Source organism: Pradoshia sp. Z4_20 (genome assembly GCF_058216035.1).
Genome location: NZ_JBZAJD010000001.1, coordinates 630,447 through 652,144, shown reverse-complemented (window position 1 = coordinate 652,144; position 21,698 = coordinate 630,447). Strand labels below are relative to the sequence as shown.

General features: G+C 35.9%; 10 protein-coding genes and 1 pseudogene. 4 read left to right on the top strand and 7 right to left on the bottom strand.

Features of this window, described 5'->3' with window-relative positions:
• Positions 1–256 precede the first annotated feature (256 nt).
• Together AC4BHP_RS03070 and AC4BHP_RS03065 are read right to left on the bottom strand one after the other, a co-directional pair.
• On the bottom strand, positions 257–5,140 hold the full coding sequence (locus AC4BHP_RS03070; RefSeq protein WP_490551270.1) for a SpaA isopeptide-forming pilin-related protein: 4,884 nt from the start codon (positions 5,138–5,140) through the stop codon (positions 257–259).
• Between the two features lie 654 nt (positions 5,141–5,794).
• Complete coding sequence (locus AC4BHP_RS03065) at positions 5,795–6,550, bottom strand: aminoglycoside adenylyltransferase domain-containing protein (RefSeq protein ID WP_490551269.1); 756 nt, start codon at positions 6,548–6,550, stop codon at positions 5,795–5,797.
• Positions 6,551–7,587: 1,037 nt separating this feature from the next.
• Here AC4BHP_RS03065 and AC4BHP_RS03060 point away from each other — a divergent pair.
• From AC4BHP_RS03060 to AC4BHP_RS03045, 4 genes and pseudogenes are all read left to right on the top strand, one after another.
• A pseudogene (locus AC4BHP_RS03060) lies at positions 7,588–7,893 on the top strand (antibiotic biosynthesis monooxygenase family protein).
• On the top strand, positions 7,893–8,261 hold the full coding sequence (locus tag AC4BHP_RS03055) for a hypothetical protein (protein ID WP_490551268.1): 369 nt from the start codon (positions 7,893–7,895) through the stop codon (positions 8,259–8,261). Before AC4BHP_RS03060 ends, AC4BHP_RS03055 begins: the two are co-directional and overlap by 1 nt.
• Before the next feature lie 4 nt (positions 8,262–8,265).
• On the top strand, positions 8,266–8,916 hold the full coding sequence (locus tag AC4BHP_RS03050) for a cobalamin B12-binding domain-containing protein (protein WP_490551267.1): 651 nt from the start codon (positions 8,266–8,268) through the stop codon (positions 8,914–8,916).
• Positions 8,903–9,664, top strand: a complete 762-nt coding sequence (locus tag AC4BHP_RS03045; protein WP_490551266.1) for an STAS domain-containing protein — start codon at positions 8,903–8,905, stop codon at positions 9,662–9,664. Before AC4BHP_RS03050 ends, AC4BHP_RS03045 begins: the two co-directional genes overlap by 14 nt.
• A 735-nt stretch (positions 9,665–10,399) precedes the next feature.
• Here AC4BHP_RS03045 and AC4BHP_RS03040 read toward each other — a convergent pair.
• From AC4BHP_RS03040 to dptF, 5 genes are all read right to left on the bottom strand, one after another.
• Positions 10,400–11,422: a DUF3427 domain-containing protein gene (locus AC4BHP_RS03040; RefSeq protein ID WP_490551265.1), complete on the bottom strand. Its 1,023-nt coding sequence runs from the start codon at positions 11,420–11,422 to the stop codon at positions 10,400–10,402.
• A 127-nt stretch (positions 11,423–11,549) separates the two neighbouring features.
• Positions 11,550–12,137, bottom strand: coding sequence for a hypothetical protein (locus AC4BHP_RS03035; protein WP_490551264.1), 588 nt, complete (start codon positions 12,135–12,137; stop codon positions 11,550–11,552).
• Positions 12,138–12,600: 463 nt separating this feature from the next.
• Positions 12,601–17,850: a DNA phosphorothioation-dependent restriction protein DptH gene (gene dptH, locus AC4BHP_RS03030; RefSeq protein WP_490551263.1), complete on the bottom strand. Its 5,250-nt coding sequence runs from the start codon at positions 17,848–17,850 to the stop codon at positions 12,601–12,603.
• Positions 17,831–19,204: a DNA phosphorothioation-dependent restriction protein DptG gene (gene dptG, locus AC4BHP_RS03025; RefSeq protein ID WP_490551262.1), complete on the bottom strand. Its 1,374-nt coding sequence runs from the start codon at positions 19,202–19,204 to the stop codon at positions 17,831–17,833. Before dptG ends, dptH begins: the two co-directional genes overlap by 20 nt.
• 4 nt (positions 19,205–19,208) lie before the next feature.
• Positions 19,209–21,473 (bottom strand): DNA phosphorothioation-dependent restriction protein DptF, encoded by a 2,265-nt coding sequence (gene dptF, locus AC4BHP_RS03020; protein WP_490551261.1) that lies wholly within the window; start codon positions 21,471–21,473, stop codon positions 19,209–19,211.
• Positions 21,474–21,698: the final 225 nt, after the last annotated feature.

Here is a 21,698-nt window from a genome sequence, read left to right as displayed (position 1 = left end):
AAACTAAATATCAGCAAGCTCTTCAGATGGATAAGATGTGGAATTAAAGTGGAGTATTTTTTGAATTTACAGGACTGATTTCCTGACCTATCAACAAAAGCAAACGTCACCTTTTTGGTTTATTAAAGAAGGCGAGCATGGCGCTTTTTCTCTTTTTAGTTGGGATTCGATATTAATTTAAACCTAAAAAACCAGCTTGAGGAACTAATCTCCCAAGCTGGTTTTCTATTAGTTAATATTCACTTACTCTAAAAGCTCAGTGTTTTCTTTTCCAAACATACAAGCCGCTTCCAGCGATAAGGAATACACCTAAAACCAACAGAATATTTAATGTAGATTGGCCAGTTTTAGGATTTTCAATGAAGTTTTGTACCACTTCAATAATAGTTGGTTCTTCCTGGTCTACAGCTTGATCATTTTGATCTGCAGTTGTGTCATCTTGACCTAAAACTTGAACCTCTTGATCTGTAGCAGAGTTATCCTGATCCGGTGCAACTACTGGAGCATCCTCTTCAGATACTTTAACTGTTACAGAACCTTCCCCAACTATTTCTTTACCATCAATAACCACTTTTGCTACCGCAATGTTGGTTAGTTCACCAACATTTTCAGTAGTAGCAACATGTTTAACTGTAAATGTTTTCGTTTCGCCAACTTCAAGTTTTTCAACAGTTGTATCAAGACCAACCATTTCGTCGACTACGTTCACATCAGTCAAGGCTTTATTACCTGTGTTGGTTACCTTAATGGTGTAAGTGATTGTTTCTCCAACTTTAACCTCTTCTTTATCAGCGGTTTTATTCACTTCAAGAGCGTAAGTCGGATCAACTACAATAGTCGCATCATCGCTTACAGAATCCATATCCACACCGTCTACAGTTGCTGTTATCACGTTTGTATATGTTGTATCAGCAAGGTCTGTATCTGGAATGACATAGGTAGCTGTGAATGTAGCTGTTTTACCAACTGCTAAATCAAAGCCATTTTCGGCATCATAGCCTTCTAATGTCAATTGCTTAATAGTGTCATCTCCATCTTTACTGAAGACGTCTGTAAGTTCGATACCTTTCAAATCAATATTACCTGTGTTCGTAATCGTGATTGTGTAAGTTACCGTTTCGCCTGGTTTGTATTGAGATTTGTCTGCTGTTTTTTCTACTGTAAGGGCCGGAGCATCCTCTTCAGATACTTGAACAGTTACAGAATCTTTATTGACAATTTCCTCATCATCCACAATCACCTTCGCTACCGCTACATTCGTTAATTCTCCAATGTCTTCGGTTGTAGCCACATGTTCAACTGTAAATGTTTTCGTTTCGCCAACTTCAAGTTTCTCGATTGTTGTATCAAGACCAACCATTTCGTCGACTACGTTCACATCAGTCAAGGCTATGTTACCTATGTTGATTACCTTAATGGTGTAAGTGATTGTTTCCCCGACTTTAACTTCTTCTTTATCAGCGGTTTTATTCACTTCAAAAGCGTAAGACGGATCCACAGTGATAATTTCTTCATCGGTTACCGGTTTCATGTCAACACCGTCTACAGTTGCTGTGATTTCGTTTGTATACGTTGTATCAGCAAGGTCGGTTTCTGGAATGACGTAGGTAGCTGTGAATGTAGCTGTTTTACCAACTGCTAAATCAAAACCATTTTCAGCATCATAGCCTTCTAATGTCAATTGCTTAATAGTGTCATCTCCATCTTTACTGAAGACGTCTGTAAGTTTGATACCTTTCAAATCAATATTACCTGTGTTCGTAATCGTGATTGTGTAAGTTACCGTTTCGCCTGGTTTGTATTGAGATTTGTCTGCTGTTTTTTCTACTGTAAGGGCCGGAGCATCTTGCTCAGATACCTTAACGATTTCAGAACTTTCCTCAACTATTTCCTCACCATTCACAATCACCTTGGCTACCGCAACGTTCGTTAATTCTCCAATATCTTCTGTTGCAGCCACATGTTCAACTGTAAATGTTTTGGTTTCGCCAACTTCAAGTTTTTCAACAGTCGTATCAAGACCAACCATTTCGTCGACTACCTTCACATTAGTCAAATCATGCTTGCCTGTGTTTGTCACAGCAATCGTGTATGTGATGGTTTCTCCGACTTTAACCTCTTCTTTATCCGCTTTTTTATTCACTTCAAGAGCGTAGGTTGGATCAACAATGACAGTAACCTCATCGCTGATTGAATCCATGCCATCTACAATTGCTGTTATGACGTTTGTATACTCTGTATCCGGCAGGTCTGTTTCCGGAATCACATAGTCAACTGTGTACGTAACTCTTTCGCCAACTTTAAGGTTAAATGGACCTGCGTATTCTTTGAGTTTCAATTGCTCAATGCTGTCATCCCCATTTTTACTGAAGAGACCTTCAAGTTCGATACCTTCTAAATCAACGTTACCAGTGTTCGTCACGCTGATTGTATAATGGATGGTTTCACCTGGTTTGTATTCAGGTTTATCTGTTGATTTTACTACTTCAAGACCAGGGGTTCCTTTTGTGTTTTCAAAAGTGAAAACCTCTTCTTGGCCATCTTTAGTAATGGAGAAATTTGCTGTTGCCTTTTCATTTAGTAGATATCCTTTAGCAGCTTTCGTTTCCTTCACAATATATTCGCCGCCATATGGTAAATCACCAAAAGTTAGGACACCTTTTTCATTTGTTACCATCACTTTTTCTGAACCATCCGGATAGGTTAGAGTAAATTCTGTTCCTGCAATTGGATCCTTGCTTTCAGAATCTACTTTAATTACTTTGACAGATCCTTCAATCGCTTTATTTTCTACTGTGAGTTCGACCAATTGACCGTCTTTAGTGATGGTGAATGGGTCAATTTTCTCAGTATTGAGAACATAGCCTTTCGGTGCTTTTGTTTCCTTAACGGTATATTTCACACCATATGCTAAGTGATCAAATGTTACCAGACCGTCTTTTTCAGTCGTTTTAGTGCGTACAGGTTTGCCATCTTGATCATAAAGAGTGAACTCTGCTCCAGCTAACGGCGTTCTGTTATCAAGAGCGTCCATTTTCAAGACTTTCACAGATCCTTCAATCGCTTTGTCGGCAAATACCAGATTCACAGTTTGTCCATCTGTTACGATATTGAACTCTTTGCTAGCTAAATCACTAATAATGTAGCCGTCAGGTGCTTTCGTTTCCTTGACTTTGTATTTTACTCCGTATGCCAAGTTATCAAATATCACCAGACCGTCCTTATTTGTTGCCTTTGTGTCTACTTCATTTCCGTCTTCATCGTAAACTGTAAACTCTGCCCCTTCTAATGGGGTTGTGTTATCAACAGAGTCGACTTTTAATACTTGAAGAGAGCCTTTGATTGCCCTATTTTCATACTCCAGTTCAACCAGTTGACCATCTTCGGAAATATTGATTTCTTTACTCTCCTGATTGCTGATGACGTAGCCTTCCGGCGCTTCAGTTTCTTTAATGGTGTATTTACCATAAACCAAATTGCCAAATGTAGCTTTTCCATCTTCTCCAGTTACCTCAACCGTTTCGTTTCCCTTGGCATCCGTCAAAGTGAATTTCGCTCCAGACAATTTCTTCGTAGTATCATTCTTATCTACTTTTGTAACAGTGACTGAACCGACAATCTCTCTATTTACAAAAGTAAAGGTTAGAGCTTCATCACTAGAGATGGTGAATTCTTTTGTTGCATTATCACTATTATCAATTACATAGCCTGTTGGTGCTTTTGTTTCTTGAACCTTGTAGGTTGCTCCGTATTTAAGGTTGGTAAAGATTGCTTTTCCATCTTCTCCGGTTACTTCTACAGTTTTGTTCCCATTCGCATCAGTCAATGTGAATTCAGCCCCGGCTAATGGCTTCGGATCATTACTGTTGTCGACTTTGTTCACAACAACAGATCCAGTAAGTTCTTTGTTTATTACACCCTTTTCTACTGTTCTGTTATCTTTTGATACTACAATAGGCCATGTATTCTGATCAGACAGCTTATATCCCTCTGGAGCCTCTACTTCAACTAAAGTGTAATTGCCAAATGGGACTGAAGTGAAGATTATTTTACCATCACTACCTGTAGTGGCAATACCTTCTGCATTGGTTTCAGGAGTAATAAGTTCTTTATTATTCTTATCAAGCAGCTTAAATTTAGCTCCAGCTAAATAAGTTGGGTTTTCTTCAGAGTCTTTTTTGATTACAGTCAATGTACCAGTAGTGAAATATTCACCTAATTGTTTACCGGAAACTTCAAAGTCAAATCCTCTGCTATTTCCACTTCCACCACAAACATTATTCGCATCAGTAAATGTACCTTGATATGGAATAACGCCTGCATCACTCATACCCAGATGCTCTTTAAGAATGTTGATGGTTGCTGCTGTTAAATTAGTCGTGTCAATTTGAATATCACAGGAAATCGTTACTGAAGCAGCAGAACTAATTGAGATATTTGTTTTACGGTATTCATAATCCTTCCTATTAGAATCCCATGTTCCTTTGCTAAAATTTTTCCACTCTTGATTACCGGAGGTAGCCACAATACTACTTTGAATAACATTCCCTTTAATTGTATAAGGAGTTCCATCGATTGTGAAAGTGATATTGCCTGTTTCCATCACAACATCGATATGATCGTAGGTAGAAGCTTTTGTTGTCGCTCCGTCATCATTCTCTGCCACAGTAGATTCTTTTGCCTTAGCTTCACTGTCAGAGTTAGAATTCTTCAAATCTTTTGATTCAGCTTCTTCAGTTACAGCTATTTCTTTTTCAGCTGACTTCTGCACTCTTTTAGTTTTTTCTTCTTTGGCATTCTCTACTACTGCTTCTTGCTTATCAGCAGACTCACCCGTCTTTTCTTCTGTGGTAACCTCTTCTTCAGACTCTTTCACAGATTCCTCTACACTCTCTTCAGAATCTGCGACATCCTCCTCAGTTGTACTTTCTGATGTTTCTTCTGTTACTCCGTCCGTTGTTTCTTCTGTTACCTCTTCTGTCTTCACTTCTGTTTCTGTTAGTACTTCGCCTTCTGGAGCAGAAGAAGTATTAGAGATAACTGTTGTACTATCAGCATTAACATACTGAATTGCTGGAGTTATAACTGTTTGTACAAGAAGAAAAAGTAACGTCAGAACTGAAAATACTCTTTTTCTCATGCGTTTCTTCCTGTAGTACTTACTCCGACTCGAAATCATGATTCACACACCCTTATGAAGTTTTTTCGAACAGCTTGTAAAGCTGTATCAGAGTATCCCTTAATACCTCCTTTCCTTTTCCAGAATAATTTTTGCAACTTAAAATATTCTGGAAAATCATATTACATTATAATATTATCAACATTTAGATTATTTTAATCAATGTAATTATTGGTATTAATTATATTAATATACATATTAAGAATATTTAAATTTTTAAAAGTGCATAACCCATTGTTGGATATACACCGCTCCAAAAGATAGATTTTTCAAAACAGGATAGTTAACAAAATTGTCATTTTATTAGAGGGGAAGTTTTTGAGCTATAGAGGGTTAGAAATAATAAATTCTCATCTTTGTTTTAAATTTTATGTCTACAGATGGCAAACACTATTTTTCTGAATGCGACACACAAAAAAAGCCTTATTTAAAGGCTTTTTTAAGTCGAGTGATTTATTCGCATAATGTTGTCCCAAATTAGTCCTGTGTTCTTTCATTAATTCCTTATTTCACTATTTGTTTTCGTTGCCTGATTGAAAACCAAGCCCTCGTTAAAGTTTCCATCGGGTAGAGGTCACTTATGCCATGTCTCTAACAAATAAGGAGGAGGTACCTTTAGTTATTCAACTTATTGTCTATATAATCCTTGAATTCCTGCAGTTCCTTTTCCTCCGGCCTGTTGCCATCCATAACCTTTTGTACCGTTTCAGCTACCATTTTAGGCAGTGTATTAATTGCCCACTCACCCGCTTCTTGTTTAGAAGTAATGATTCCTGCTTTTACATACCAATACACCCTAACCATATTTAGCACACAATATTTCGGATCCTTCTCTAAGTTAACAAGACACTCCCGATAATCTTCCATTACGGATGATAGATAATCACTTTGGGGAACTAGCGGGAAAACTTCTTCAATTGGAGGACCCTCAAGGCAAATCCCACGTCTATGAAGAATCGTGATATGAGCAGCTAAATCTGGATCTTTCAAGTCTGCTTTATTAAGATAGTAGTCTGCATCCTCTTTATACTTATCTCTCCAATATTCACTGTAATGGAAATCATACGGACAAGGATGCTGCCAATTTCTTAGTTGATCTTTGTTTAAAAAACTGACTTCAATCGGAAATGGTTTTCCGGAATTGGATAGAAAATAATTAACTAACTCTTTCTTAGCCTCAAAGGTTAGTGGATTTTCAGTCACTACAATAAGATCGATATCACTGGACTGCGGATTAAATCCATCCATAGCTAGTGAACCATGAACATAGAACCCTTTAAAATTATCTTGAAGACTTTCTTTTATTTGCTCTAAAACCTTATAGACATAATCTTTTATTTCGGTTGTGCTTGTTTCCCATGAATAAATCATACTTACACCCCTCAATGAATTATTTACTCTCAATCTATTTTTTACGGAATATTGCTCACACTATCACATCATCCGTGATCAAAAAGCGAGTTAGACCGCATTTACATGAAAATTTTTCCTTCCCATACTTACACAATAGTATAAAAACAAATAAATATCCATTAAAGATTGGATAAAAGAGCTACCAAAGTAACTTAATAGTCTATTACGGACACAAAAGTGCCAAACTATTTAGATTTAAATTAAAAAATCGATAGGAAGAGGCGTTGTTACGTTCATTCAGGTATCATTCTAGTAAACAAAAATGGCATTAACTTAAATACTGTTTGATTTTACTAAATAGTTTGTCGGAGTAAACTTATACTTCTAAAGGTGGAATATTTCGGATAATAATAAAATGCTAGATTGGATTTTAACATAAGATATAGAAGACATTATATTTATAAAAAATGGACGATCGAATTAGCTTAGGAGATGCAAATGATTTTATTAATATTGCCATGTCTTTATTGGAAAACTCTTTTTCAATCTGAAAATAATAAAAAACACGACCCTGCTAGTAACGAAACAGGGTCATGCTCGATTCATCATCTAGCATTCAGCTTCATTCAGTTGCTCTAATGCTCTCATAGCTAAACTCGAAAAATAGTTTGCCGCTCCGGCAAGGCTTCATCTTTCAACTCAATGGTCGGATGATGCCATTCTTGCGACCATTTACGCCCATCCACATAAAGAATCCCGTCTACACTCGCTTATATTACGTGCTTTTTCTTTTTTGTTCCTTTTCAACCCTCCCCCTGTCAATGGACAGGAAGGTTCAACTTTTGATAAGGTGAATATGAAACAAATCAAACCATCTGTAACAGATTAATAAGGTAAATCAACGAATTAACAAATTCTATCAAGAGTTCATCATAATATGGACTCTTTTTTCTTAATATTTTGTATTTGTGAAAAGGACTCTATTTTATATAATTTTAAAAGGAATGTAGTGTTTAAATCATATAAAAATCTATGAATTAGAAGGGAGTGTTACTATCTTTAGCGTATTTTCTACATTTAAGGTACCAGGAGAAAAAAGCGAGGAAGTTATAAATATTTATAGAAACCGTTCCCGGAAAGTCGATTAAGCTCCCGGATTCATTGATTTTTTCCTCTTACAGAACGAGAAACATCCTGATGAATTGACCGTTCAATTACTATTTGAAGAGAAAGAGGATTATCTTAACTGGGTAAGGAGCAGCCAATTCAAAGAAATTCACGACTTAGAGAAAAAGTATCCTGATCAAGAATTAGCCGGTGTTATACCTACAGTGACAAAATATAAGGTGGTCTACAAGTAATGAATACAACTCTATTCATTGAACAAGTGACAGAACGAATCTATGCACTCGATCCATCCTTACAGGAACGCTATGGTGATAAAGGAAAAGACAAATGCCGGGCAGATAACATACACCATCTTGATCATCTACAAACGGCCTTTGAATTAGATAATGCTAAGGTATTTACGGATTATACCCTCTGGTTAAATGGAATCCTGCAAAAATACGGAATGAAGACACAAACACTGCTGGATAATTTCGTGATATTAAAAGAAGAGTTAGAGCAAATTTCTGATATGCCAGATATAAAAAAGAAAATATACATATCATTTTTAACAGATGCCATAGACATTCTTGAGTGCGAAAAAGCCAAAGAGGAGGCATAACTATATGCAATCGATTATCGATTTCACCAGCATCTTACTTTCTGGCAATTACAATAAATCCTGGGATTATATTAAATCTCTTAAACATCTTTCAACTTTAGATATCTATGATCAACTCCTAACACCTGCTATGCAACGAATTGGCGACTTATGGGAAAACAATGAGATTACAGTAGCCGATGAACATATAGCGACAGCTACCTGTGATTTTGTTTTATCCAGATTGGCGTTTGAGCATAATCTAAACCAAACTCCTACTACTAAAAAAGCCATGTTTCTTTGTATAGAAGGAGAGCAACATTATATCGGCCTAAAAATGGCCGCTCAATTATTCGAGGAATATGGCTGGGAAACCAAGTATTTTGGACCGAATCTTCCCCTTGAATATGCGTTACATACTGCCATTGAATGGGAACCTGATGTCATCGGACTTTCCTTGACCATTGTAACCCATTTACCAAAGTTGAAATCATATACAGACAGTTTCGAGGCATTACCTGTGCCTCCAAAAATCCTTATTGGCAGCAGATTGGGCAATAAATATGATTTAAAAACGTACTCGAGCGGAGAACCCATCATCGTAACGGATTTATCGGATATAGAGACGTGGCTAAAAGATTATTCTATAGGAGAGACAAAAAATGCAATGTATTGACACACCACTACCACTTCCCTATATAGCAGTAGACGATAAAGGAAAAATTCTGCAATACAATTCCCTGTCATTTAATCTATTTAATTTGAACACCTCTGATATTACAGGGATTATTGATGAAGAAAGTATGAACAAGTTTATCAAAGCAAATTTATCAAATGAAAGTACCAAACAAATAGAAGTAAATGTTCTTACAAAGGAGTCCTTGCTGGCCTTATTTGATCTATATCTATCAGATGACTCAAACGGAAGAATACACATCCTTTTTGTCTCCAAGGAAAAGAACAATCAAGTATATCTTGATAAAATTTTAGAGTTGCAAGAAAGACTGGCACACACAGATTTTGAATTGCTCGAGCAAAAGGAAAAACTCGAGGACGTACTTATGCGATTAAACAAACTTTCCGGACCCTTTATCCCTCTGTCCAATAAAATGTGCTATATCCCTTTATTCGGAGACATCACATCTGAAAAAATCAACTTGATATCCGAGCATGTCCTCCACTCAGTCTTTAATGGAGAATACCAAAATATCCTGATTGATCTAACAGCTGTTGGTGAGGTAAAAGATGATGGTATCAAAAAATTAATCGACCTCATCCGTACGTTTCAATTTATGGCAGGAAGTAAGATCCAACTAATCGGCATTCAACCAAGACTGGCAAAGGTTCTCTCTACCTATGAACTTGAAAGTATCGTTGAATTCAAATCATCCCTACAATACATCTTACAGAATGAATATGCATGATGATTAACAGCGTTTATTATAATCAGTTTTTCATGCCAATCTCTAAAAATTACTATTCCTCACGTTGTAATCATACTGATAGGTCAGAATAGTTGTCCTTTCAGTATGATGGATCAACATTTCCCCTTCCTACTTCATCCAAACAGATTATCTACATTGAAATGGACTGTTCCCAATCTAATTAGTTTGAATCTAATTTTTGTGCTTATTTGAGTAAAGATCTGTCCAGTAAGCAGTGATTTTCATAATATCGATTATGATCGACATAATATTTCTAGAGTTGAGCTATCAGTAAAAATGAGTTCCTTAACACGGGTTTGACCACTTTATTGTCGATTATATGATTTAAAAATATAATAATCATATTAATTTGGAATTATTTTCATCTACACTCTTAGAAAGGAAGCAGTTTGAATGGATTTTATTGAAGATTTCTTATATGTAGAAATGATGGATTTAGAAACTTACAAAACCATTTATGATTTTATTGATCTCGATAACTTTCGCTATGGAGAATATGCGGGCAATCAATATATTATTAGAAAAATAAATAATAGCCACATTCAAATCGAAGATGAGGTTGCAACAGAGCATACGAAAGTTCATATATTAATTCTATCGCATAAAAAGAAGAGAAGCCAAAGAGACTTCTCTTTCTTCTACTACCCAGAAACAAGATGTCTTTATTTATGCCGTCTATATTCTGCAAGTTATATATTTTTATTCTTTAATATTTTAGACTTTCACTTTAAATTGAATAGGCTGAAGCTCAACTTTTTGCTTAATATCTCCTTCTAAAACATAGAATTTTCCACTATTATGTTTTAAATCGTAATCATATATTCTAACCAATACATATGATTCAGGATGTTGTTCTGAAAAAGCCAGCTCATTTATTGTTAAATTGAAGGGTGTATACTCTCCTCCTACGGTTGTTTTTACTTCAATAAACTTCATACTACCATCTGGCATAAAACTCTGTATATCATATCCCGCTCCATCACCTTCAACAATTGAAGTATGGATGACCTTGGTAGCCAAATCATTACGACCTTGAGAGATTAAATATGATTTTTCATATTCTAATACAGCCAATTCACCTTTCAACCCAATGTTTTTATTTCTCTCAGTATTTTCCGCAAAATCTACATGACGAGCTTTAAATTGATTTGTTTTAATTCCTACCCGCTCCCTCCTTTTTTTGGGTACCATAGCTTCAACTAACTTATCTTCACTTATAACTGTATCCACGACAGTCAAAGAAGGTTTTAAATCCATATTTTTCAAGACATTTTTTGATGGTGTACTCCAATCAAGAAGCTGCCATTTAAAATATACCGGTGCTTCTCTCTCTATATCATGACTGATGTATGCTAATTTCCCCAAATATCTAAACGGCTCCGACTTTTTGCTATTTTGATTTATTTTTTTGGTCCTTAAAAAAAGATAAATATTACTTTTTAAATGATCATGATTAATTAAGTTCTGAATTACTATATCACTAAACTTGTGCCTAGGCTGTGACTGCCACGTAAGTACTCCTTCTTCCGTAATTTCTTCCTCGAAATCATGTCCTGCTACAGATTGGCCAAAAGTCACAAAAAAAACATAATCCTTATCTCTATTTGGGATTTTGACGATTCCGTGAATTCCCCATGTACCAGCCCCAGGCGTATAAGGACTTAACGGATCAAATATATCATGTACTTCTTTTCTATTATATTCTCCGAATAATACCAACTTCCTTGTATCTGCCATTTGAATTCCCCTTTCTATCTTGATAGTTCTTTGCCTTCATTCTATCAATATAAATATACACAGACTATCAGCACCATCTAAATTGAGCAAAAAAGGTTGTCAATATCATGCTAAACTTTTGATTATATTAGAGAGAAGCTAATGCCTTTACATACATTGCTGGTAAAGTGGTTTTTTTCAAATTAATCGGTAACCCACTATTGTGATTATTTGTCCTTTGGAGAACTTGTTTCAAATTAATAATTTGTGGATGATTTGCAGAAATAATAGCTTCAATATATCTACTAAAAGGTAATTTAATACCTTGATATCTTGGTCGTGGATAATTTATTTCTTCCTGAAGAGTCATCCAATATATTATGTATTTAAGCTGTTCAGTAGACAAGCTTGTCCCATTTAGATTAACATTCGTAAGATTAACTGGTAAATTATGATTTGCATATAAACCGTTATTATAGATATCCATTATAAAATCTACTAATATACTAGCATTATTTTGAAGAGCAACGTCATGCAAGTATCTCACAATATCTGCATGTGTAGTGTTTTTTCCATTATGCTCAACTTTATAATCTTCCGGGCGTTTTCTCCCAGGATAATAGATTATCAAATCTTGAATATCCGCTATAGGTTTATAAACATTTGAGTACAATTGATTACTTTCCATACTAGCTGTAAGGTTTCCCATAAAGATAACGCCTTCTTTATAATCCATTAGAACCTCCATCACACTTTATTTTTTTGTATACATATTTTACTGTTTCATAAAGTTATTTTTAATATATAATTATAAATTTATACTAAATCCAATAAAATTAGATAAGACGTGCAACAAAGTATTCTCACCAAACAGCCTTTTATGTACACGATTATCGATTCATACGGCTGTATGGATACTGAAATCACTGATCGATATCCTTACTAACAATTATGGCTATCCTACTTAAAGAAACGAGTTGAAAATACATATCAAAAGAATTTACCCTACTTATTACTGGGGGTACTTTTAGGATATTTATTACATTAAATTTTTTGGGGATTATCTAGGTTTTGAATAAACACCGAAATCAAGCTGATGATTTTGCTGCAAATTTAAAAAGCTAGATGGTTGGAGCACCTACATGAATGAAAGGAGAAACAGCCCCTTAACTAATAGCTAAAGGGCTAAGATAATTTATTTATCTTTCACTAAATGACAATATATTAACTACATAAGGTCTAGAAGGCATCAATTTACCATTCCTATCCAAAATCGGACCATACATGATGCATTGGCCTTTTTGTAGATTGGTTAGCTTAGTTTCCCATTCTTTTCGGTCCTTATAGTCTGCAGCTATATTAGCTGCAATGGTCGAAATTTCATTCTCTACAGGAGAGAAATAGATTTTAACAGCAGAGTTTTGCAAACGGCTTAGTTGATCAGATGAGAAACCCTTTGTCGATTGGGTCGCAAACCAACCTGACCAGCCGAATTTCCGTCCCTCTGTAAGGATTTTAGCACTAGGTGAATTAACGCTGAAATCAAGGCGTTGTGACTCATCGAGCACTGCCGGGAAAGGAATTCGTTTATTTCCATGTTGTAATTTGTAATACCAGAGATCCCAAAGAATAAACTCTGTTATTAGTTTCTGGACATCTGGAGAATAGCCAGTTAATTGAATGATGAATACTTTGCCCTTCTCTTTTTCTAAGAAGGACCAATCCATATTTTGATTTGAGTCAAAAGGATTTTTATCTATTAGCAAGTTCATTTGGGACAAGGCAGTTTTAGCTGGCCCAGAACCATCCTCCTCCAATAATTCACGAAGAATTTCAAAGTTCATCTTATCATCATAAATGGACATTCCTTTCATGACAGCTTGATAGATAGAATTCAACTGCTGAGGCCCCAACGTTGTATAGATAGAACCAATGACATTTTTCATCCGTTCCGCTACATCGGAATCATCCTCATCAATGAACAAGTCTTCATCTAACTCCTTTTTATTTCTCTTAAATGGATTGATTGGGAATTTCTTAGCGAGCACAATGAATTGCTCGAGTCGATCACCAAGATTCTCTTTAAACTCTTCTTCTAGCTGAGACTTTTTGAATCCATCTGTATAATCAATGATAATACTCGATATATCATGTCTTGCAAGCTCCCAAAGAAGACATTGGATAAAGTATGTTTTCCCTTGGCCCGATCCTCCAGTAATAAATAGATGACGATTGGCTAAGTTCTTATGGCCAAATTCCCAATTCACGATTTGATTAGAACCTTGAATAACGCCAAGAGGAACCCTAATTTCTTCCAAAGGAACAACACCTTGTACTACCTCTGTCTGATCCTCATCAACATTTTCATTAGGAGTAATTATCTCCTCGGGAACATCAGCCAAGATAGGTTCTTCTGCAAGGGCATCTAGATTAGGCTCAGATTCAACAATAGCATGACTCTCTGTAGTCTCCTCCGGTAGTGTGCTCTGCTCAACAATCTTTGCATGTTCCTCTATATCATAGTGGGTATTTTCATCATCTTTTATATCCATTTCAACACGTAGTTCGTCTGAGGATGGCACACATTCCAGGCTATCGGGGTCATATACATTCACCAATAACTTAGCTGGAACAAAATCCATATACCCCGAAGTCATTTTCTCAACGATAGTTTCTATAGAAGCGGAAAGACCGGCATACGCATCTTCTTCAATGAACATCAGGTTCATAATTTCATCATTCATATTTGCAGACCTAAATCCGCTATTATTCCTGAAATGGAGTACTGCACCTTTGCCAATATACGGTGCAAGATTTTCACCGATAGTGAATTCATCATTCAAAAGCTGCGCTTTTAGGCCATGTATCTCATTATATTTCTCTTTAGACCATAATCCATTTGAATAGATTTTCTTCGCATTCGACAACAGTATTTGGGCAAAGAAGTTTCGATAAAATTTCTTTCTAAAACTATGCTCCCCTGGTATATCAACCAAAAATTCCCTAAATAATGCAGCCGTCTTTTCAATTTGAATGTGAGCCTTGCTCGTTTGAAGACGCCCTATTTTTACTTCTACTGGATATAAGTATAGGAATAATTGATTTTCTCGTTTCTCAATTCCCATCATCAAGATATCATCGCTATGCTTTCCGAAGGATTTCAGATTCTTAGTTGAAAATATTCCGTCCCGTTTTGTCAGATTAACAGCAGCTGCGACCCGTAGAATCTCCTCCAAGGAAACAGGTATCCATGTAATCGAAGGGTGATAAAGATAACTTTCTAGATACTTCATTGCTGAAACAATGCTTATTTTTTCCCGAGCAAAATGTCCCTTGCTACCTATGATGCGCAACAGCCATTCGCCGTTTATTGAATTAAATGCTTTGATTGCCTGGTCAATACTATAATCTGTTATGGCATAGGAATGATCATGGATATAATCCTTTATTACACTCTTATACTGATTAGATTTATCTGTCACCGTAATCGCATCATATCGGTCCGATGAGGTATGCTGGTCATTATAGTGAATAACCAACAAATCATTTGTTGAATCTTGGAAGAAATCCAAATCAACACCCGGTTCAACAAACGTTACCCAGAATGATGCTTTATAAAGATTTTTTAGTAGTTCTTGATTTTGAGAAGAGGTACTCATAACAATTGATTTATTCTTGCTGTATGAATTCTTCCCTTCATTTTTCATGTTAAAGGCAAGTTCATTATAGCTACTCGCAATTTTAACCAGATAACTAGGTTCCTTAGGCCCATTTTGCATTCCAAAGCCTGTTCGATAATCTGATTCACTAGATATTGCTACAACCGATGATAGCAATCCGTTCAAAGAAATTCCTGCATCCATTTGATTCATAGGATGTGAAACTTCTATATCCTGAGTAGGAAGCTTAAAGAAAGAGATATGGCTATAATGGAACTCCATATTGCTCTTCGTCTCATTTTGATAATAGTGGATATTTTCTCTAATCAATCTTAGAACATCCACTGCATCTAAATCTTTCGATTTAATATCTATCTCGAAAGTCTCTTTTAATTCTGCTGGAGTCTGTATGGAAGACAATAATTCAAAGGAGCTTTGTGATTCAGTGTTACGATACAAGGCTACTTCAACAGGCAAAATCTTATCGGGCCCAACTTCCTCAAGCTGTGACTGCATAAAATTAAAAATTCCCCGTACCACCTCTTTATCATTGTTAATTTCTACAACGTTTAATAATAAAGGTGATTTAGAACTACTCAAGAATAAGTAATCAAAGTGTGTCACAAACTGCCTGATTTTCTCTTCAACGACTTTAGCCAGGAATTCATTTGCCGTTCCTACCGATATTTGCTTCTCAGGCTCATACTCATGCCATTCTGCATATTTGCTCGTTAGTGATGGTCTATATAATTCATCATTTGGAGCATACATAAACGGCAACAAGTTATTAGGATGTAAACGATTCAGTATGACATAATCTAATTCCTCATCCTGCAGCTGTTCTTCTAAGAATAATTGATATGCTACATTTAAAGGATGTAACGGTGTTAGCCAAACTCTATCAACATCAACATAGGTTCCTAATTTAAACAGGTTTTGCTGTTGTTCAGATACCAACGTATCCTCTTCGATTGCTTCGATATGCTCCGTTACACTATCGATATACCTTTTCGCCAACTCTTTTAATTCATCGTCCATATAACTCAGACTAGGCAATCGATTGTTAGACACAAAATAGGATAAAAATGCGTTATACGCTTGTTTAACCTCTTCAGGCAACAACAACTCCACAGCTGTACCGGAGACAATTTGATAGGTACCTGATTCAACCCATTGCTTTTCAATAGCTAATTTTGATTTAAAATCTTCATGAGGATAGTAAGTCGCCGTTTCCTGACGCAAAGAATCATGTTCAAGAACAAAATGCGCTCTCTTTTCTCGTTTTAATTTTGCAACGCGCCGTGCATCTATTGGAATTGACCTGATATCAGAGTCTTTAATTTCAAATGGAAGATAAGATTGGCCGATTTGTAATGTGAAAGTAAGTTTATCGTCTTCCCATGCACTTGGATCCATTTCAATCTTCAGCGCCGTCTCTTCCTCTTTTCGAATGGTTTCGTATGGTTCTTTAATCAGGTGATTAATGATGTTTCCTACGTTACCGATTAATATTTCTTCGCCCGTATAATTCAGGAAAATAGCTGAACCAGAACTATTGACCTTAATCTCGTATTTCGTTTCAATACCAGACAATTCATGTTCGGAAAAAGGAACCACACAGAAGTTAAATTCATAGTTAGACTTTGATTCATTATTATGCTTGTATTTAATTTGATAAAAATGAACAGAGCCTTGAACAATCGGTAAACTCACTTTGAGTTTCTTCCCACTAGTATCGCAGTATGGCTCACTTTTTTTATGGACATATTGCTTTTTGATGTAATCATCAAATTCAAACGTCATTTCTATTGAAGATTGTCCTTCTTCATAAAATACGATAATATGGCGCTTTCTCTGTCCAGTCTTAGTATGTGAATGGGCCCTTTCCCAAAAGTTCAAGCCCCTATTTAATTTTTTGGTTTGAGTATCAACATAATTCAAATGCATCTGCTTACTATTATCGAAGGAGGCTTTAACTGGCATCAAATCATTAGCGTACCAATCGTTCTTTTTTAACTTTGAAACCATCTTTTCATCAAAATATTTATCTAATTCCGTATCCAAGGTTTCATAATCATGTATTCTTTGCACCAGTTCGAAAAGCTTGGAGTTCTCCTGTAATCGTGCTTGAATATCAGCTGGTTTTATATATGTCTCCTTATTCAGTTCTGGATCTGGGAAAAGATTCATTGCCTTGAAGTCTGCTTGATCGATCCTTCCCTTTTGGAACAAGGAAATGATGTCTGCATAGTCCCATATCGTCGTCTGTACGACTAAATCTTCCAATTTTTTATCCAGATGATAATGGATAATTTCCTTTTCCGCGAACGAGAAGTTATTCTCGCTATTCAGTTCATCCTTAATGTACTGTGTAACCATTCTGATGTTAAAGGGCATCCCCTTACTTTGTAGGTCCTTACTTCCCCCCTGGATACTATCCAAGGAAAAGTGCGACATGCTAATTAATGCCGTGTTAGCACATGTACCTTCCTGATCACTAACTGAATTTCGGATAGTTACCAGATAATCCGGGGTTACACCGTTAATTGTTGCAGCTATCACAACACGAACCCCATCGATATCTAAATAAAACGTATTATAGGGTGACCCTTGCTCATGCTGATAAGTAAAGGGTTGAGCTTCCTCTGCAGCTTTCAGTACTGTATAGAAGTCAATGACATTATCAAGTTGATCAAATTGTAGATAGTATCTCTCACCAGGTTGTACCTTTTCGTGCTTCAAATAGTCTATGAGTTTTGTTGCCATATAATTATAAAATTGGTTTAACATATTGAGCATCTCCACTATCACTTTTTTTCTCGATGAGATTCAATTTATTTAGCAATTCAATAATGGAATCACTAGAATATCGATCGAAGAATATTCCTCTTTTTTCATATTCAACGAACAATTGTTTTAACGATATTTTTTGATATTTAACTGATACCGCAGTCAGTAGCAACAGAAAATCTTGAGTGACATTTAAGGTGTGCCCTAGTGATCCTCTCGTTTTCAGGAAATACAGACGCCCGACTTCCGTCAATGAAAGAGCATACCTGCTTGTCCCCCCCTGCATGGACGGTTTTTCATAGGCCTTTACAATTTGGTTATGCAATAAATGGATGCATTCCTCAAAAGAAGTAACCTTCTCTATACCTTCAACTGAACCTATAGCTACATCTGAATATTCAATAATCCATTCATTAAAATCTTGGATAATTTGCTTTTGTTCTCTTTCATCCAATGATTCGTATTTGGTAAGCAAATCTGCATAATGAAGGCTTTTAGAATTCAACAAGATATTTAATTGCTCTAAAGTGTTGATATGGATCAAAAGCCTCCTGGCAGATTCAGTAATAGTCTTAAAACCTTTTGTTACCGCAGGTCGATTGCGATTTGAATTTTCCCAGTCAACATTATAGAAGATTTTGGTTGGTTGAGTTGGGTTCATCTTTTCAAATTGATTCAACTTAAGAGTAAACTGAGATACCGCATAGAAATAATAGTAAGCTAGGAATAAATTGATATGCGACATCAAGAACTCCCGATTATCTAATAAGAATTCTAAATCCTCCCTAAACATCCCTTGAACATATGGAAAGGCTGGAGGATAAATAGTGTCCACATTTACATTTGGCAGTTCAGGCAGATTGGAGCATATTAATCTCGTTAATACATGCTCCTTATCCGTTAGTTCCATTAGGTCAGTAAGTTCCCGGTTATCCATTATTAAAGAATCTACTATATATTGCGCTATCTCTCGTTCACCAACATATTCTTTGGTAGCAGATAGAGGAATATATTTAAATACTCTAGGATGAAACTCTCGGATTGAAGAAGAAGAGCCAAGATAGGACTCAAGTATTTTTTCTAAACTCAGCCTATCTTCTGCACTGGCTTCTACCTCATTACATATTTTCTCAATCAAAGATGCTGTATCGAGGTTCTCAGCTAACTGGCAACCATCTATCTTACGGAATGTTTCTCCCAGTACGGGAGCAAACCCGTTTCCAAACTTTGCTCTTTCTGGATTACGTGTTTGAAAAGGGAGAAAATTAGCGTGCTTCACTGAATGCTTCAAGGACTTTTTCCCATTACTATTCTTAACATTCAATGATTTTCTTAATTCTTCGATTCTATCCATCTATTCACAACTCCCTGCTAAACGAATATGTTTCAAAATCAGAATCATATTCAAGCAAAAATGTATGACCGCTATCTGTATCGGTAATGAGTATTTCCTCCATTTGTTTACCATAAGGAAGAAGATTCTCAATAAACTCAATAAATTTTATAGAATCATCTCGATCCTTTTTATTTAGCTTGTAACCATTTATTACACGGACAATTAATTCATACAGTGGTAAATCAATCTCCACCTCGTGTATTTCCTCAAACGGATCACATCGGAACCCTAACACAAGTGACGAAGTAAACCTTTCAACGACACCTGTATCTATCGCAGGCAAAGCTAAAGGTGCATTCTTCAATTGTAATCTTTCTGCAATGCGGTATTGATGCCGTTCGTCGTCTAAATATAGATAATTTGTCTTTGGTGTACCCTTCCATAGATAGATTGATTTATCTATATCAAAATACAAATTTTGTAACAGACGTTTTTGCCCTGTATTATACGCATACAAGTATTTAGTATAATCTGTATAAATGGTATCTATGAAAGCTCCCTGCAATGAAGATTCGTATAAATAGCAAGAGCGAATGAATAATTCACTCAATTCACGTTTTGTATCTTTATCTAAATACGCGATGTCTTCAATAGATTTCAGAAAAGCTATCCACTCTTGAGCTGCTAAATCATGAATTACATTGCGGAAAGCAACATAATAACTCCCGTTGTTATGGAGTTCTACAAGGCTCCTATCTATATCGATTGAACGTTGATGAATTGGATCCTGATGAGCCATCACCTTAAGAAAAGGAGATTTATCGAATCCTTCAAAGACCAGGTTCGGAAGTAAATTAGGAAGCATGTCCAAAAAATCTGTCGTCATCATTTCCTCTATAGTTGTAGGAACTAAAATATCGTATATATAATTTAATAAAACTCTGGAAGATAAAATGATTTTATCCTTGATAATTGTCTTAATGATTAGCTTAATAATTTGCTCTTGAACTGATTTAGAAGAAAATATTTCATAATTTAAGAGTAATGTATTGGTTCCACTCTTTTGTTTATCTTTTTGATAGGCTCTATAAAAAGGGTTCTCCGGAACAGGATTAGTGATACGAGAAAACAATTCAGTTATATAGGAGGAGACTGGTCCATCAGATGTTAACTCGTACATATTGTAATCACCAAAGTTGACGAGACTAAAATGCGCATGCTCTTTTATAACAGAGATGGTGTTCGGTTCAAAGACATTCGCCTCATTGATGTAATCTCTTAGTATTTGATAATCATTGACCGCATATTTAGATTCCAGGAAATTATGCAGAACACCTAGGTTTATAGCCAGTATAATCTTTGCATTTGACTGTTCAATTTGTGAATCCGATAATGGATGCAACACTTTAGCAAGCGTATCTAATGAATTCATCTTCGGATCAAAGCTCTCCGTTGCATCGTTATGAATCGTAAACTTCTCCAATACCTCGGGCATAGTTGTAGATAAGTAACTCAAAAGATGTGATTTACCATCTCCAACACTACCGCAAACAAATATCAATTGACCGCAAGAAGCCTCTGCGGCCTTCAATATATGCTGTTCAAGCATACACTCCAACGGTCGCTTAACATGTAAATACCTCTTAAACTCACTTAACCCCTTATATCCTTCAACAGCATCCTGAGATGATTCTCTTAATTTGCTTAATTGATACAAAAGATGAGAACCATGTACGGCAGGTAAATCATCCACAACCACATGTGTCTCTGATTTTGGGTTCGTATCTTCAATGCTGAGCTTGTCTATATAACGCGGAATCATCTCGGTTACCATATGCTTTACTTGTTCAGATATATCTTGAGGTCTAGCAGGCCTTGGTTCTTTATACTCAGGTATTTTTGCTTCATAACTCTCATATATCTCCACATACCACTTTAATAAGTCATAAAGATTTTTGTGGGCATGTAACCCATCAATGATTGAAACCTTCCCATGTTCATGGGCTGCTGTATTTCCAAGCCGCCTAATACGATCGAAAGATTTGAATATATCTTCCTCAAAAACACCCGCATTCCGTAGCACGGCTAAAGCCTCTACATGCTTCATAAAACGAGGATAATCTATTTTCTCCTGACGAAAAATTTCCTCTACAATCAGTTCACATAGTTTACGAGCTTTTATCAAGGATGAATCTATGTCAGAAAACAAATTATTCTCAAATTCTTCCGCCAGTACTGCCCAGCCGCTTTTGTATTTATCTATAAATTCAAATGCATACTGCTGCATTCTTGTTCACCTGCCTATTTTCTAGTTAAATCGACACAATTATTCTAGTATTTATTTTATCACATGTTGTAATGTTTTAATTGTTGGAATCCCTATTCTAAGAAAACTTACCAGAAAACAAACAAAAAAAAGCAGGCTGATTAACAACCTGCTAAGTTAAATAATTCATTATGTGAAAAATTCTGCGTTCGAATGACTTATCTTTCTCCGTCTCCCATAAAATAA

What these genes read in the sequence shown, in the direction of transcription:
- dptG (WP_490551262.1), bottom strand. Translation starts at nt 19,204, where the DNA reads ATGGATAGAATCGAAGAATTAAGAAAATCATTGAATGTTAAGAATAGT.
- AC4BHP_RS03065 (WP_490551269.1), bottom strand. Translation starts at nt 6,550, where the DNA reads ATGATTTATTCATGGGAAACAAGCACAACCGAAATAAAAGATTATGTC.
- AC4BHP_RS03070 (WP_490551270.1), bottom strand. Translation starts at nt 5,140, where the DNA reads ATGAGAAAAAGAGTATTTTCAGTTCTGACGTTACTTTTTCTTCTTGTA.
- AC4BHP_RS03050 (WP_490551267.1), top strand. Translation starts at nt 8,266, where the DNA reads ATGCAATCGATTATCGATTTCACCAGCATCTTACTTTCTGGCAATTAC.
- dptH (WP_490551263.1), bottom strand. Translation starts at nt 17,850, where the DNA reads ATGTTAAACCAATTTTATAATTATATGGCAACAAAACTCATAGACTAT.
- AC4BHP_RS03035 (WP_490551264.1), bottom strand. Translation starts at nt 12,137, where the DNA reads ATGGATTATAAAGAAGGCGTTATCTTTATGGGAAACCTTACAGCTAGT.
- AC4BHP_RS03040 (WP_490551265.1), bottom strand. Translation starts at nt 11,422, where the DNA reads ATGGCAGATACAAGGAAGTTGGTATTATTCGGAGAATATAATAGAAAA.
- AC4BHP_RS03045 (WP_490551266.1), top strand. Translation starts at nt 8,903, where the DNA reads ATGCAATGTATTGACACACCACTACCACTTCCCTATATAGCAGTAGAC.
- AC4BHP_RS03055 (WP_490551268.1), top strand. Translation starts at nt 7,893, where the DNA reads ATGAATACAACTCTATTCATTGAACAAGTGACAGAACGAATCTATGCA.
- dptF (WP_490551261.1), bottom strand. Translation starts at nt 21,473, where the DNA reads ATGCAGCAGTATGCATTTGAATTTATAGATAAATACAAAAGCGGCTGG.